The following is a 14,724-nucleotide window of genomic DNA, read 5'->3' on the forward strand; positions in this document are numbered from 1 at the left end:
GGGGTGGAAAACAAGTGCAACTGAGACCTGAAGTAACTCAACAGCAATAACCAAGGAGTGACAAAAAGATGAATGATCAAAATACCCCCCGTTATGGCGTCGATTTTTACCTCGACTGGGTTGAGCGCGAAGGCCTGCCAGTCACCGAAGCATTCGGTATCGATCTTTTCGAACTCGAAACCAAGCCATGGGCCCGCGCCGGTGACGGAGTGAAGGGGGCGGCAGCCCACCTTAAAGGTCGCTGCGATTTCAGCAACATGTTCCTGTATGACATCGCGCCCGGTAAGTCGACCTCACCGCAGCAGCACTTATACGAGGACGTTTTCTATGTGCTGGAAGGCCGTGGCAGTACTCAGATCGAATTTTCTGATGGACGCAAGCATTCGTTCGAGTGGGGCCCCAAGAGTTTATTCGCTATCCCGCTTAACGCCCGCTTCCAACACTTCAACGGTAGCGGCCAAGAGCGCGCATTGCTGGTGACCACCACTAACATGCCCATGGTGATGAACGCCTTCCACAACGAAGACTTCGTGTTCAACAACAAATTCGATTTCAGCGAAAGGAGCGGGAAGGAGAAGTATTACTCGGGCGAGGGTGATCTGATTACTGTGCGCCCTGGAAACCACATGTGGGAAACTAACTTCGTTCCGGACTTGGCAAGTATTGAGCTCAAATCTTGGGGAGACCGGGGTGCCGGCGGCACTAATATCATGTTCGTACTGGCAGACGGCACCATGCATGCGCATATCTCCGAGATGCCGGTCGGTACATACAAAAAGGGACATCGGCATGGCCCCGGTTATCACGTTATGTGTGTGACCGGTCACGGTTATTCCATGCTTTGGTTCGAGGGCGAAGAAGATTTCCTGCGCATCGACTGGAAACACGGCGTGGTCTTTCCCCCAGCGGATCGGCAGTTTCACCAACACTTCAACACCAGCCAGGAGCCCGCACGCTACTTGGCCACCGGTGTCGGCGGCTTGCGCTATCCCTTCACCACTGACCGACGTAAATCGCTCCTTGGCATGAAGCCGGGTGAGAAGGGCGCTGTATCGACTAGCATCAAGAATGGCGGCGATCAGGTGGAATATGAAGACCAGGACCCGCGGATTCATCGTATCTGGCTGGAGGAAATGGCGAAAAACGGCATAACGCCTAGGATGGAAAATTTCAAAATCGCCCAGTAAACCGCTTATCCGCCCAAATGGCGGACAGCGTCCACGGCGGGACGCGGCGGGCGCTCTTGGCCGCCGCGTGCCTGCTAGTAGGGATAGTCGTGCACGGAGAAAATATATGCATTGGTATAATAAGAACAAGATTCAAGGCGCTGGCCACCGGCTTGCCGTTCTGGCAGCCACACTGCTGGTGATCCTCGGCGTCTCCTCCTCCGCATGGGCAGCGGCAGACGCCGCCTCGTTTTATCAGGGCAAAACCGTACGAATCGTTGTTGGATTCAACCCGGGCGGAGGCTATGACGAATACGCTCGGATGATCGCGCCAAAGCTCGAAGAGCGGCTTGGCGCAACGGTGATTGTCGAGAACCAACCTGGTGGCGGCGGGCTGCTGGCGCTGAATCGTCTGGCACAGGGCCGGGCTGATGGCTTGACCATGATGCTGGTCAGCGCCGAGGCCGCAGCCTTGGCGCAGCTAACCGACCGGCCCGGAACCCGCTTTGATCTCAACAAACTAGCCTGGCTTGGGCGTGCGGTGGTCGATACCCGTATGGCCATGTGGAGCGCGCAAAACCCTGAACGGACATTCGCCGAAGCCTTGCAAACCATGCGCACCAAGGGCGCGCGCTGGGGCGCGACGGGGCTGACCGATTCGGTGTCAGATAATACTGCGGTCATGGCCGAGGCTCTCGGCCTGACGGAGGACCAGATGTCCATCGTGCTGGGGTATGAGGGGACCAGTGCGATTGCTCTTGCGGTCGTCCGTGGCGAGGCGGATGGCGTGGTCGTGAGTTCGACTTCAGCGGTCAACTATGCCAGCGATGATTCGGCCATCCCGCTGGTGGTGCTCGACCGTACGCGCGATCCGCTGTTTCCCGAGACCCCTACTATTTTCGAAGCGGTTGAGCTGGACGAAAAAGGGCAGTGGTGGCTGGACTTTCGCACCAACATCACCAAGCTCGGGCGGGCCCTGGTCACTCAGGGAGACGTGCCCGATGAGCGCGCCGAATATCTCAAAGAGCAAGTTCGCCTGGTTTTGACGGATCCTGAGCTGATCGCCGAAGCCGAGGCGACAAAGCGCCCACTCAACTATCTACCCGCCGATAAGCTGAAAGAGCTAGTCGAGTCCATCTTCTCGGGGCTCTCTGAGGAACGCAAGGCGGAGGTCACCTATGTATTCACGGAGAAGTATGTGCGCTAGGCCCTAGGGTGACAATTCAGCTCGCGCTATGTCACTGTCGGTCGGGCGACATAAACGGAGCGGAGTGTCTCCGGACTTAATAAGAGGCGTTCATCGAGTATCGTGCTGCTCATCCGCAGCACTTTATCCTTATAAGGAAGTCGCCGATGCTTTTTCTGAATAATGATGACGTTCAACAGTTGCTGAACATGCCCGACTGCGTTGCTATTCAAGAGCAGGCTTTCCTAGGCTTGGAGGATGGCCGATCGATACATCGTCCGCGCATCGACGTTTACGCCCCCTGCGAGCGGGAAGGTGGTTATTGGCGCTGGGGCTCCATGGAGGGCGCCACCTCGGCGCCTGGTCCGTATTTCGCTATACGGATGAAGTCTGACGTCATTCAATGGTCTGAGGATCCGCATAGTCGCAAGCTTCGAGAAGACAAGTACTGTCGGGAACCGGGGACTTACTGTGGATTGATCCTGGTGTTCTCCACGCGCAACGGCGAGCCCTTGGCCCTAATTAACGACGGCCACCTTCAGCACATGCGTGTTGGCGCTGGCGCTGGTATCGGAGCTAAATATCTCGCCCGAGAGGACGCCAGCCGTGTGGGTATTATCGGCTCTGGCGGGATGGCGCGAACCTATCTGATGGCTTTTTGCGCGGTGCGTCCTGTGCAGTTGGTGAAAGTCTACAGTCCCAACCCGGCACACCGTCAGGCGTTCGCAGAGGAGATGCAAGCGCTCCTTGGTGTACGGGTAACCGCGGTGGGCGGGGCTGCCGATGCCGTGCAGGGAAGCGACATCGTGGCCACCTGTACCAGCAGCATGGTGCCGACGTTGCAGCCTGAGTGGCTAGAGTTTGGCATGCATGTAACCAACCTGGGGCCGTTCGAGCTGTCGGAGGCCCTGCTCGAACGAGCAGACATTGTTATCCGTCAAGGGGATGGGGGGGCGTTACCCCTGAAGTAGAATCCAACCCGAGGGTGCAATCAGGGGTTGGACATAGCCCTCTCGCTTATATTGCTGGTAGCGAGTCGGAAATGCGGCGGCTTCCGCCGCCACGCAAGCAGACGTTGTTTCGTCGCGATTTTCCTGATTTCGGCGATTTGGCCAACGGCCGTGTAGCGGGGCGCCGGTCGCGTGATGAAATCAGCCTGTACATCAATGGAGGCAACCAGGGGTTGCAGTTTGCCAGCGTCGGTGGGCTGGTGTATGAGGCCGCACGGAGCCAGCAAATCGGTCGTGAGCTGCCCACAGAGTGGTTTTTGCAATCAATCCGGGATTGAGCTTGGAGGTAGGGCCGATGGCGAATGTGCAATCTGTAGGGCTGCGACAAAGCGTTCCGATGTTACCCATCTACGCGACCGCCTGCTTCTCACTCAGCGTCACCCTCATGAAGGGGGTCGCAGTGCCGCTTTGGTGTATAGCGCTCGGAATGCCCCCGGCGATGATGGGGGTCGTGATGAGCGCGCGTTCGATTCTCCCGCTTTTCTTATCCATCCATGGGGGTGCGCTCATGGATCGACTAGGCGTTCGACGCACGCTAATGGTGCTGACCGTCATCAATGCGGTTCTTCCTTGGCTGTATCCGGCGTTTCCCCTGATCATCGCGGTAGTAATCCTCGAGCTTATCGGTGGACTCACCATTTCCATGGCCTGGATAGGTGCGCAGACGGCTCTGGCGCGTGTTGCCCAAGGTGATCCAAAGGCCGCCGGTCGTTTCAGTTTTGCTACCAATCTGGGCAATTTGCTAGGCCCACTGCTGGTAGGCATCGCTTGGGAGCTGGGGGGGGCGATAGCAGGTTTCGGTAGTATTTCCGCCTGGGGCGTGCTGCTGTTGATTTCGGTTCTTTTCCTGCCGGTGGGTGATCGTGACAAGCCGCCCCTGGCTAGCTGGAAGGAGCTCCTGCCGGATTGGAACAGCTATGTTCAAGCCTTCCGCATGCTGAGACAGCCGGGAGTCGACATGGTGGTTTTCATGACTTTCCTCCGTATCGCTGCTTACAGTGTCCAAGGCTCTTTCTATGCCGTCGCGTTAGTTTATCTCGGGCAAAGCGAGGCGAACATTGGTATGCTCATGGGAATTGCTGGACTCAGTTCCGGAGCTGCGACCTTATTGAGCAATATCGTCGCCAAGATGGTTGGATCGCAGAAAGCCGTACTGGTGGGGGGTATAGGCATGGCGGTGGTCTTTATCTGTATCACCCCTGCGCTGGGTAGCTTTCCGGTACTGTTTGTCGTTGCGTTGCTGTTCGGCCTCGGCATGGGCATTTCCTTGCCATTGTTGCTGTCTGTTCTTTCGTCGGCCATACCCCGGGCCCAGCAGGGGGTCAGTGTAGGGTTGCGGTCGACTGCGAACCGCCTGGCCGGGGTCATCGTACCGATCGGCCTTGGTCTCGTGATCGACCGGTTGGGAATCGAATACGGCTTCTATGTGGTCGGCGCGTTACTATTAGCGATTTTGGGAGTCGGTACCTCTTTGCTCTCCCGCCGGGCATTGCGGGTTTCTCACTGATCCTGTGGAAAACCATATCTGTATGGGGACGAGGGCTGCTCACCCGGCAGCCGCGCCAATCACGAGGCAGGGGCGCGGCAAGCCTTCGCTGTGCCACTAAGGAGGAAAGATGCCACAGTCGCTGACTGATGCTCTGACGAGGCTGTTGGCCCACCCACCAGGCAATGAACGACTGCCAAGGGCCCATTGGCCAACTACCGCTGCGGTATTGATTCCGGTGCTTTGGAAAGAGCCGGAATGTTCGGTAGTAATGACTAGGCGGACACATTCCCTAAGGCAGCATGCGGGAGAAATATGCCTTCCTGGAGGTAAAATGGATGCCCATGACCAGGGCTCTGTCATCCGAGCGTCCTTGCGTGAGGCGGAAGAAGAACTCGGGTTGAGCGCCGGTGGGGTGCTTGTTGGGGCCTGCCTGCCAAAGCTCGAGACAAGTAGTGGCCTGGTGGTTCATCCGGTGGTTGGCTTAATTGACCGCCCCCCTATTTGGAAACTCCAGCCAGCTGAAGTATCGGAGGTGCTGGAGATTCCATTGGCCTTATTTATGGATTTAGATAATTATCGGCGAGAGGTTAGGCGTTACCGTGGACGTTTAAAAGAATCGTTGATCGTAGACTTCGGTAACGCTCAGGTCTGGGGGTTAACCGCACGCATCTTGTTTGCCCTTCGGCGAGAGCTATATTCTTAGGGGTGGTCTGAAGTAGCCCTGTATTTCCGGTCGACTTCAGCCTCCGCCGATTTTGAAAGCGGCAAACCGATCAAACACGATCAGATCGCCCGCTCATTTCAGTGTTTCTGACCGCCGCGATAACCTCGCCGCGGCCATTTCCACGTTACAGGCGCACCTCTCCTGTATTCGCCAGTAAATGTCGGCGCGCCATCCACAGGTTCGACAGAGCGAACAGCGTCACCAACTGCGCCGTGTTCTTCACCAGGCCACGGAAGCGCGTCTTCACATAACCGAACTGGCGCTTGATCACCCGGAACGGGTGCTCGACCTTGGCACGAACCTGCGCCTTGGCCTTCTCGATCTTGCGCTTGGCTTTGTACAGCGCGCTGCGCTTACTCAGCTTCTTGTATGTACTGCGGCGGGCAGCGATCTGCCAGATCACTTCCCGGCATGTTCTGGGCGTTTCTCTACGCCGGTGTAACCCGCGTCGGCACCGACCATGTTTTCCTCGCCGTGCAGCAACTTGTCGACCTGAGTGACATCCGCCACGTTGGCTGCCGTGCCCGCCACGCTGTGTACCAGCCCCGACTCATCATCCACGCCGATGTGCGCCTTCATCCCGAAGTAGTACTGGTTTCCCTTCCTGGTCTGGTGCATTTCCGGGTCACGCTTGCCGTCCTTGTTCTTGGTCGAACTCGGCGCATTGATCAGCGTGGCATCGACGATGGTGCCTTGGCGCAACGACAAACCTCGGTCACCCAAATAACCATTGATGATGGCCAGAATGCCGGTAGCCAGTTCGTGTTTCTCCAGCAGCCGGCGGAAGTTGAGGATGGTGGTTTCGTCGGGAATGCGTTCCAGACTCAACCCGGCGAACTGACGCAGGATGGTGGTCTCGTACAGCGCTTCCTCCATCGCCGGGTCGCTGTAGCCGAACCAGTTTTGCATCAGGTGAACCCGCAGCATCGCCATCAGCGGATAGGCCGGTCGGCCGCCTTCACCCTTCGGATAATGCGGCTCGATTAAGGCAATCAAACCCTTCCACGGCACCACACGATCCATCTCGATCAGAAACAACAGCCCTGGTCTTGGATCAAGGCTACAGCCATATCGAGGCCTCCCGTTCGCTGGGCGTCGTGGATTCGGCACTGCGCCGCTGGGTAAAACAACTTCAAGACGAGCGCCAAGGCGTGACCCCAAAGAGCAAAGCGCTAACGCCTGAGCAACAGAAGATCCAGAAGCTGGAAGCCAGGATCAATCGGCTGGAGCGGGAGAAAGCGATATTAAAAAAGGCTACCGCTCTCTTGATGTCGGACGAACTCGATCGTACGCGCTGATAGACCAGTTGAGTGAGCAGGAGCCGGTAGAAGTGGTCTGTTCAGCTTTCGATGTGGCGCGGTCTTGCTACTACGCCCACCGCCTTCGACGTCGTCGTGTCGATGCTCGTCGCGTTGCGCTACGTAGTCGGATCAACGAATTTTAGCCAAAGTCGAGGCTCGGCTGGCAGCCGAAGCCTCCTGGGCATGCTGCGCGAGGACGGCGTGACGATTGGCCGTTTCCGTGTGCGTCGGTTGATGCGTGAGCTGGGCCTCGTCAGCAAGCAGCCGGGCTCGTACGCTTACAAGCAGGCCACGGTTGAACGCCCGGATATTCCGAATCGGCTAAACCGGTCCCTATCTCTCGCACGCCAACACCTTGCGCACGGAGCAGCCCAATGTCTTCTCGCTCCGCGAACGACAAGTACCTTTCGGATATGTGGTTAGACATGAACAATGGCATCCCGCCGCGATGACGGAACCAGCGTGTGCCTACCGCTGACGATACGCCAACGGACTCAGCTGCCTTCTCACTTGTGATCCCGGTTGCTATTTGCGTCCAAAATAGCCGCTCGATCTCGCGGCGAAGTGACGGCGCACCTGGCGAACGCATTGCTTCACGCCCCGTCAACTTCTGCATCCACGCTGCTGGTCGTCCCATAAACACCTCCGATTAAAGGTGTTGCTACGACCGGTTGAATCTGCCCAGTACGCCAGCCGCTTGTTCCGACAGCGACTGTGGCGATACCGGATGCAGCAAAGCATGAGTCGTCGGGGTAACTGCTGGACAATTCACCAATGGAACGTCTGTTTCGCAGCCTGAAGTCCGAGTGGATCCCAGCAACAGGCTACGTTACAGCGCTGGAGGCCCAACGAGACATCAGCCACTACTTGATGTACCGCTACAACTGGATCAGACCGCATCAATTTCAATGACGGGCTACCGCCTGCGGTGGCCGAAGAAAAACTTAACCCACTGTCCGGGATGGGTTGACCACTACAAAGGTCATCTGCTTCATCGGAAAACTCGGCGGGTGGCGTCCGGGTATTTTGCCAAAATCAGGAAGTCTTCTTCAGAGTTTCCTTTAGGGGGCAGCAGAAAGAGTAATTGCAATTTGCTGTGCATGCTCCTTTAAGGCATCGGCAACTTCCTTAATTTTTTTTTGATCAAGGCGGGTCGTCGGTGCGGAAAGCGAAATGGCAGATTTGACGCGTATACCTGGACAACTGATAGGAACCGCGACACACCGCAGTCCCATTTCAACTTGTTCATCATCGAGCGCATATCCACGGGCTCGTACAAGCTCTATCTCGCGAAGTAGTTCTGTGCGATCGGTAGTTGTTTTATTTGTATGGCGTTCGAACGATTGCAAGCCTATACAGCGCTCGAGCTCCTCCCGGTCAAGCATAGACATCAATGCCTTGCCGAGCCCGGTGCAATAGGAGGGAAGACGCTTGCCGATGTGTGTCGTGATGGTCAGGCTGCGGTAACCCTCACCTTTGGCTACATAGCAAACAGTGCCATTGTCGAGAATCCCCCCGTGAATTGTTTCACCAAAGGTTTCCGCCAGAGCATTCACATGCGGTTCAAAGGCGTTGTGCATAACATCCATGATAGATACGCGCCCCCCTAACTCTGCCAATAGCAAACCGAGTTCAAATGCACCGTCTATGGTTCTGACTATAGCTCCCACTGACTCAAGTGTGACCAGGAAACGGTGTACGGTAGCGATATTCATATCCAATCGGCGGGTTAGCTGGGAGAGGGTAAGTTTTTCACCCTCAACCTGGAAAGCACTCAGTATCTTGAATGCCTTGATTACTGAGAGATTGAATGGAGTGGCCATAGGGTACCATGTGTTAGAATCAGATGAGTATAGGCCAAAGATCGAGCGTTGGGATAGCTAGGGATGGTCTGAAGTAGCCCTTTATTTCCCCCCGACTTCAGCTCTTGCTGTAGTGGTCAACCCATCCCGGACAGTGGGTTAAGTTTTTCTTCGGCCACCGCAGGCGGTAGCCCGTCATTGAAATTGATGGGGCCTGATCCAGTTGTAGCGGTGCATCAAATAGTGGCTGATGTCCCGTTGGGCCTCCAGCGCTGTAACGTAGCCTGTTGCTGGGACCCACTCGGACTTCAGGCTGCGAAACAGACGTTCCATTGGTGAATTGTCCCAGCAGTTACCCCGACGACTCATGCTTTGCTGCATCCGGTATCGCCACAGTCGCTGTCGGAACAAGCGGCTGGCGTACTGGCTGCCCTGATCGGAATGAAACAACACCTGTTGCGGCTTGCCGCGTTGCTCATACGCCATGTCCAGCGCTTTGATCACCAGGTCGGCATCCGGCTTGGCAGAAAATGCCCAGCCGACCATCCGCCGTGTATGCAGATCCAGCACCGCAGCCAGGTAATGCCAACGGCCTTGCGCCCAGATATAGGTGATATCGCCACACCAGACCTGATTGGAGCGCTCGGTAGCGAACGCTCGGTTTAGCCGATTCGGGATATCGGGGCGTTCAACCGTGGCCTGTTTGTATGCGTGCGAGCCGGGTTGCTTGCTGAGCAGGCCCAACTCTCGCATCAGACCTCGCACCTTAAAGCGACCAATCTCAACGCCGTCTTCGCGCAGCATGCCAAGAATGCTGCGGCTGCCGGCCGAGCTCCGACTCTGGCTGAACAATTGGCTGACGCGGCTACGTAGCGCAACGCGGCGAGCATCGACACGGCGGCGTCGAAGACGATGGGCGTAGTAGCAAGACCGCGCCACATCAAAGGCTGAACAGACCACTTCCACCGGCTCCCGCTCACTTAACTGGTCTATCAGCGCGTACGATCGAGTTCGTCCGACATCAAGAGAGCGGTAGCCTTTTTTAGGATCGCTTTTTCGCTTTCCAGGCGATTGATCCGGGCCTCCAGCTCCTGAATCTTCTGCTGCTCTGGCGTCAGCGCTTTGCTCTTTGGGGTCACGCCTTGGCGCTCGTCTTGGAGTTGTTTCACCCACCGGCGCAACGCCGAATCGACGACACCCAACGAGCGACAGGCTTCGATAGGGCTGTAGCCTTGATCCAACACCAGGGCTGCTGCCTCTCGCTTGAACTCGGCGGAAAAGGTACGTCGTTGCTTGCTCATCAGACACCTCTCTGTTGGCGAGGATTTTCGCCTAAACCGGTGTCCAGGATTAGTAGACCACTACATGTTGACGGATCGCATAGGATAACCTTGCACCACGAATCAACCACAAAGCTGCGAACTGAACGATGGGTTTTGAACAACTAGCTGAGCTGCGCGACCGCCTGCGAGCCGAAAAGGTGCAGGTAAAGACTGATAGTACGAAGCAGCGTCCGCGGAAGCCTTCTCCGCAGACGAAACCTCGCGAGCAAGACCCTGCGTTGGAAGCGATCTGGGGATTGCAAAAGCAGTTTCCATTAGCCTTTCCGGTCAATCCGGCCCCCAAGGTTCCGCTAAAGGAAGGCATTCTCAAGGATGCCGAGCAACACTTGGAGCTGCTCGGAATATCCAGCGATCAGCTCAAGCAGGGCATTGCTATGTGGTGTCGAGGAAGTCGGTACTGGACAAGCATGACGGAGAATGCGCCGCGCTTAGACTTGAACGGCCAGGCAGTTGGTATCGTTACGGCGGCTCAGGCTCTGCATGCGAAGCAGCAGGCTAAGCGGCAGCGCGGGCAAGCACGACGTAATCAGAAAAAGCCAAAAGAGCAAATACAGGACAAGGCCGTCCATAGCACTGTGGAACAGATCGTGGATTTAAAACACTCGCGCTTGGCACTGTTGCCCGATCACTGAACTAGGTGCGCGAGGCTATAGGGAGGCGGTTTGAAGGAGCAGCAAGTAGCCGGTATTACCTTCTAATGTGCCCTGCCGGCCATAGAGCCTCTGAGGATTATGAGAGATACAACGGTGGCCGACCCAGACGGAAGGCGCGTTAGCCCGCCTCGACGCAATTGCGCCCATTCGCCTTGGCTCGGTAAAGCGCGATATCGGCTCGGCTGATGGCGCTCTCCAGCTGCTCTTCGTCGCGCTTGAGCGTCACACCGATGCTCAACGTCATGCTCAGCACGTGGTTGTCACAGTTAAACTCGCTATTAACAATCGCTTCGCGCGCACGTTTGGCCAGCCCCGCCAACTCGTCAGCACTGTTGACGAGCACCATGATCAGAAATTCCTCGCCACCGTGTCTAACCAGGACGTCATCGACCCGCAGTACCGCCTTCAACCGCCGCGCGGTCTGGACGATAACCTGATCTCCGATCGCATGGCCGTATCGATCGTTGATCGACTTGAAGTGATCAAGATCCGCATACATCACACCAACGGCTTTACCGCTGGATACCGACTCCTTGACCATCACCGGCCCGAAATAACTCAAGCCGGCTCGATTCCAGGTTCGTGTCAGCGAATCGGTCATCGCCCGATGCCGCTCAGCATCGAGCGTTTGGTACAGCGTGCGGATATGTGTGTTCTGAATCCTGTGCAGCACGTGCCCTTCCGCCAAGGTTGCGAGGTCCACAAGCATGCCTCGCTCGATATCATTCAACGTGCGTGGTTCAGGATGCAGCAGGCAAAGCGTACCGATGGGAAAGCCATTAACGCGGATGGGATGGCCCGCATACAGGCGTATATAAGGCGAACTCTCCACGAGCGGATTTGCACAGAAACGTGGGTCATTGAGCGTATCGGGCACGACCAGCGAGTCGGTCTGCAAGATGGTGTGGCTACAGAATGAAATATCCACGCGGGGTTTCGCTGATAGCCAACCCTAACCGCGTCTTGAACCACTGGCGGTCGCGGTCGATCAGACTGATCAGGACCGTTTCCACGCCAAAGGCACTTTGCGCTACCCGGACGAGCGTCTCGAGATACTCATCCGCCGCAGTATCAAGGATGTTCAGACAATCCAAGGTGTACTGACGTAGGGACTCGTCGGGGTGTAGCGGCGCAATAATCATAGGCATTTCACTGATTGACGGTCGCTTAGGATAGCGCGGTCGCTACTGCTTGCAGAGAAAGAGAGAGAGCATACCCACTCTCCAGCCAGTGAACGCTAGACGTTTTCGGCGCAACCCACGCAGATTGGGAGGGCGGCGCCAGAGCTAATCTTATCTCGCGATCAAGGCTTAAAGAATTGCCGTTTCGACCCGACACCCGCCCAGAAACATTTTAGCTATATGAAAAAGATCGATGTTTTCGCCCCACTACGCTGCAGCAAGTTGCCTCGATAGGTACTGAACCGCACCATGGGGCTATCCAGCAGACTAACGCAGTTCAATACGGAGGCTCGATTATCCATGGCCAGCTCTCCCAGCGCCGAAACCAGTCTGTCTCTGCCGATCCCAGAAACAGACGCCTACAACGAGCTACCGCATTTTCCAGAGCGCTGCCCTCTCCCCTTCCGGCGCACCATTCGGCGGCAAGAGTTGAGGCAAATCATCCCCCTGTCCGAAACGACTATCTACGAGATGGAGCGCGCGGCGAGTTCCCTCGGCGGTTCAATCTGACCCCGCGATGCGTGGTGTGGGACCTAGCCGAAGTAGAAGCCTGGATCGAGGAGCGAAAGCAGGCACCTCGCAGTGGAATCAGCGGCCCGGATGTCCGCCTACGGAAAACCCGTCCGGTTCGGGCGGGTTCGGACCAGCCATGAGGCCGACAATGACCTCAGCCAACAAGAGCCTCTAGATCCTCAGAAGTCGAGCGAGGTAGGCGCCGACTTTCCTTGGCCAGATTGACCTGCAAGGCCACTCCTGCCACCTCCAGAACATCCCTCGCCAGCGTATAGCTGCCCTTGGCCTGCAACCAGCCCAACACGTCCACCAGGTGCCAGACCGACGCACTCCCCTCATGCACCGGCGCGGGAAAACTACCCGGATTGGCCAGCATCAGCTTGCGCATGTTCTGTCGCGACACCCCGACCAACTCGGCCACGTCGGTCAGGCCGACCAAATCCGGGGCGACCTCGATCAGCCTGGCCGAGGGCACTGCACGGCGCACATCAGCCAGTGCACTGCGCACAGCGGCATCTGCACTCTCTGCCTCGCGGGTGAACTCTAGTGCCAGCCGCCCCGGCTGGCCGATGCCAACCAAGGCATCGTCGCAGCCCGCTTCACCAAGGCGCTCAACCAAAGCGTCCGGGTTACGGTCATCATCGGCGAGTTGGTATTTCAGGGTGAAGGTGTATTCCATCGTGCTACTCCTCTGCACCATCGGCAGCCTGCTGCTTCCGGTGCGTGGTGCAGTTGTCCACGACCCGGCGCAAGGCACGTGCGTGGCTACTTGGGTTCTTCGGCGTACTCCACACGCTGGTGATGCAGAACTCGCCGCAGCGGCACTCCTCATCATTGTAGGGGCAGTAGATCCGCCCCCAGGCGTGGTTTCCGCCAACATCGATGCGCCAACCCTGCCCTTCGGCATGCCTAAGCGCATCTTCGACCTCTTTCTTCGGATGAGAGGGACGGGTCATCAATGATCTCCAGTATTGCCTTGACTCACATGGTTGTCAACTGACAACCATGCCACCCGTCAAACCGCGGCACTTAACACCGGCACGGCCAGGTTGTCCGGCATTAGTTTCGGCACATGGGTTCGTCCATCAATCCATGCGTCGACCATATCCGCCCACTCCTGCAGCATGTGGCGTCGCTGCTCGGCGTACTCGGCCTTGTTGTAAACCGAACGCGAGGAGCGGCCATCCTCGTGCGCCAGGCATTTCTCAATCCAGTCGCCGTTGAATCCGACTTCGTTGAGCAGCGTGGAGCCTGTCCTGCGCAGGTCATGGACGGTGAACGGCTGCAAAGGCAGCCCTGCTTCCTTTGCCCGCGATGCGATAAGTTGGGTAATGCGGTTCAGGGTCGCGTGTGACATGCAACGATGGATTTCATAACGCGACGGCAGCACAAATCTGGAACCGGCGGCGCAGGTGTGCAGCGCCACGAAGATATCCAGAGCCTGGCGCGACAGGTAGACCACATGAGGATTTCGCCCCTTCATCCGCTCTTTGGGGATCGTCCAGGTGGCGCTCTCAAAGTCCACCTCGTTCCAGGTCGCCTGGATCAGCTCGCTCTTGCGTACCAGGGTCAGCAGCACCAGACGCAAGGCCAACCGGATGGTGGGGTACGCCGCGATCGTCTCAAGCTGGTGGAACGCCAGCCGTATCTCGGTCGGGGTCAGTGCTCGGTCTTTCGGCACAAAGGTAGCAATCGACGCCGCTTTCACGTCATTGGCCGGATTCTCGACCTTCTCGCCATGCAGGATCGCGAATGAATAGACCTGCTTCACGATGTCACGAATGTGAACGGCCGTGGCCGGCGCCCCTCGAGCCTTGACCTTAGTGCAAAGCGCTCGCAAATCATCAGGCGTGATTTCGGTCAGCAGTCGATTCTCAAAGACCGGCAGGATGTCGCGATCGATAATGCTTTTGCGCATTGCCCGCGTGCTGTCAGCCATACGCGCATCCGCTAACCAACACTTCAGCATGTCACCAAAGGCCTTGGCAGCTGTCAGCCGCCGCTTTGCCCTCTGCTTCTCAAGAGACGGAGAGATACCTTGGGCAACCTGGCGCTTGGCATCGAGCAGCTTCTCACGCGCCATCGCCAGTGAAATCCCCGCTGGCCCATACCGTCCGATGGTCAGCGTTTCCCGGCGTCCATTGAGACGGTAATCGTAGCGAAAGGTGACGGTACCGCCAGGCGATACCGTTACGTACATGCCGTCGCGGTCGGACGCCTTGTAGGGCTTGGCTTTAGGCTTTAATTTCCGCAGTGCGGTGTCGGTCAGCATTGAGGTTTTCCTCCTGTTCAGGACGGCTTTTACCGTCCAGGGTCAGGAGACCTGCTGATGCCGGGAAAGCCGCATGACAGTAGC

The 14,724-nt window shown here is 57.2% G+C and carries 14 protein-coding genes and 3 pseudogenes; 9 read left to right on the plus strand and 8 right to left on the minus strand.

The features are described from left to right. Positions 1 to 68: 68 nt before the first annotated feature. The 6 genes from DQ405_RS19745 (at position 69) to DQ405_RS19765 (ending at position 5,554) form a co-directional block, all read left to right on the plus strand. The gene (locus DQ405_RS19745; protein ID WP_168425765.1) at positions 69 to 1,187 is read left to right on the plus strand and encodes a hypothetical protein; all 1,119 of its coding nucleotides are present in this window, start codon (positions 69 to 71) and stop codon (positions 1,185 to 1,187) included. Positions 1,188 to 1,293: 106 nt separating this feature from the next. Next, positions 1,294 to 2,373 carry a Bug family tripartite tricarboxylate transporter substrate binding protein gene (locus DQ405_RS19750; RefSeq protein ID WP_168425766.1) on the plus strand — a complete coding sequence of 360 codons (1,080 nt, stop codon included), beginning with the start codon at positions 1,294 to 1,296 and terminating at the stop codon, positions 2,371 to 2,373. Positions 2,374 to 2,519: 146 nt separating this feature from the next. Further along, positions 2,520 to 3,323, plus strand: a complete 804-nt coding sequence (locus DQ405_RS19755; RefSeq protein ID WP_206678919.1) for an ornithine cyclodeaminase family protein — start codon at positions 2,520 to 2,522, stop codon at positions 3,321 to 3,323. Between the two features lie 71 nt (positions 3,324 to 3,394). Further along, positions 3,395 to 3,640, plus strand: coding sequence for a hypothetical protein (locus DQ405_RS27190; RefSeq protein WP_206678920.1), 246 nt, complete (start codon positions 3,395 to 3,397; stop codon positions 3,638 to 3,640). A gap of 17 nt (positions 3,641 to 3,657) precedes the next feature. Further along, positions 3,658 to 4,869, plus strand: a complete 1,212-nt coding sequence (locus tag DQ405_RS19760; protein WP_168425767.1) for an MFS transporter — start codon at positions 3,658 to 3,660, stop codon at positions 4,867 to 4,869. A 109-nt stretch (positions 4,870 to 4,978) separates the two neighbouring features. Beyond that, on the plus strand, positions 4,979 to 5,554 hold the full coding sequence (locus DQ405_RS19765) for an NUDIX hydrolase (protein ID WP_168425768.1): 576 nt from the start codon (positions 4,979 to 4,981) through the stop codon (positions 5,552 to 5,554). A gap of 145 nt (positions 5,555 to 5,699) precedes the next feature. Here the strand turns inward: DQ405_RS19765 and DQ405_RS19770 are convergent. Then, a pseudogene (locus DQ405_RS19770) lies at positions 5,700 to 6,616 on the minus strand (IS5 family transposase). 2 nt (positions 6,617 to 6,618) lie between these two features. On the opposite strand from DQ405_RS19770, the pseudogene DQ405_RS28680 reads away from it, so the two are divergent. Next, positions 6,619 to 7,846 (plus strand): annotated as a pseudogene (locus tag DQ405_RS28680) (transposase). 91 nt (positions 7,847 to 7,937) lie between these two features. Here DQ405_RS28680 and DQ405_RS19790 read toward each other — a convergent pair. Continuing rightward, a complete protein-coding gene (locus tag DQ405_RS19790) occupies positions 7,938 to 8,699 on the minus strand; it encodes an IclR family transcriptional regulator (protein WP_168425769.1) in 762 nt (253 codons plus the stop codon). A 116-nt stretch (positions 8,700 to 8,815) separates the two neighbouring features. After that, positions 8,816 to 9,979, minus strand: a pseudogene (locus DQ405_RS19795) (IS3 family transposase). A 128-nt stretch (positions 9,980 to 10,107) separates the two neighbouring features. Here DQ405_RS19795 and DQ405_RS19800 point away from each other — a divergent pair. Further along, a complete protein-coding gene (locus DQ405_RS19800) occupies positions 10,108 to 10,653 on the plus strand; it encodes a ProQ/FinO family protein (RefSeq protein ID WP_168425770.1) in 546 nt (181 codons plus the stop codon). A 139-nt stretch (positions 10,654 to 10,792) separates the two neighbouring features. Here the strand turns inward: DQ405_RS19800 and DQ405_RS19805 are convergent, their stop codons facing one another. Continuing rightward, positions 10,793 to 11,602, minus strand: coding sequence for a GGDEF domain-containing protein (locus DQ405_RS19805; RefSeq protein ID WP_342030433.1), 810 nt, complete (start codon positions 11,600 to 11,602; stop codon positions 10,793 to 10,795). Next, positions 11,583 to 11,822, minus strand: a complete 240-nt coding sequence (locus DQ405_RS28320) for a hypothetical protein (protein WP_342030434.1) — start codon at positions 11,820 to 11,822, stop codon at positions 11,583 to 11,585. The genes DQ405_RS19805 and DQ405_RS28320 overlap by 20 nt, the downstream gene beginning before the upstream one ends. Positions 11,823 to 12,361: 539 nt before the next feature. Between DQ405_RS28320 and DQ405_RS27560 the strand changes: the two genes are divergently transcribed. After that, the gene (locus DQ405_RS27560; protein WP_241730085.1) at positions 12,362 to 12,508 is read left to right on the plus strand and encodes an AlpA family transcriptional regulator; all 147 of its coding nucleotides are present in this window, start codon (positions 12,362 to 12,364) and stop codon (positions 12,506 to 12,508) included. 14 nt (positions 12,509 to 12,522) lie between these two features. On the opposite strand, the gene DQ405_RS19815 is transcribed toward DQ405_RS27560, so the two are convergent. Genes DQ405_RS19815 through DQ405_RS19825 form a run of 3 tightly spaced genes read right to left on the minus strand, consistent with a single transcriptional unit; the run spans position 12,523 to position 14,640 of the window. Then, positions 12,523 to 13,047, minus strand: coding sequence for a helix-turn-helix transcriptional regulator (locus tag DQ405_RS19815; RefSeq protein ID WP_168425771.1), 525 nt, complete (start codon positions 13,045 to 13,047; stop codon positions 12,523 to 12,525). Between the two features lie 4 nt (positions 13,048 to 13,051). Beyond that, complete coding sequence (locus DQ405_RS19820) at positions 13,052 to 13,324, minus strand: hypothetical protein (RefSeq protein ID WP_168425772.1); 273 nt, start codon at positions 13,322 to 13,324, stop codon at positions 13,052 to 13,054. Between the two features lie 59 nt (positions 13,325 to 13,383). Next, the gene (locus tag DQ405_RS19825; protein WP_168425773.1) at positions 13,384 to 14,640 is read right to left on the minus strand and encodes a tyrosine-type recombinase/integrase; all 1,257 of its coding nucleotides are present in this window, start codon (positions 14,638 to 14,640) and stop codon (positions 13,384 to 13,386) included. Positions 14,641 to 14,724: the final 84 nt, after the last annotated feature.

Source organism: Pseudomonas sp. SST3, from assembly GCF_003325755.1.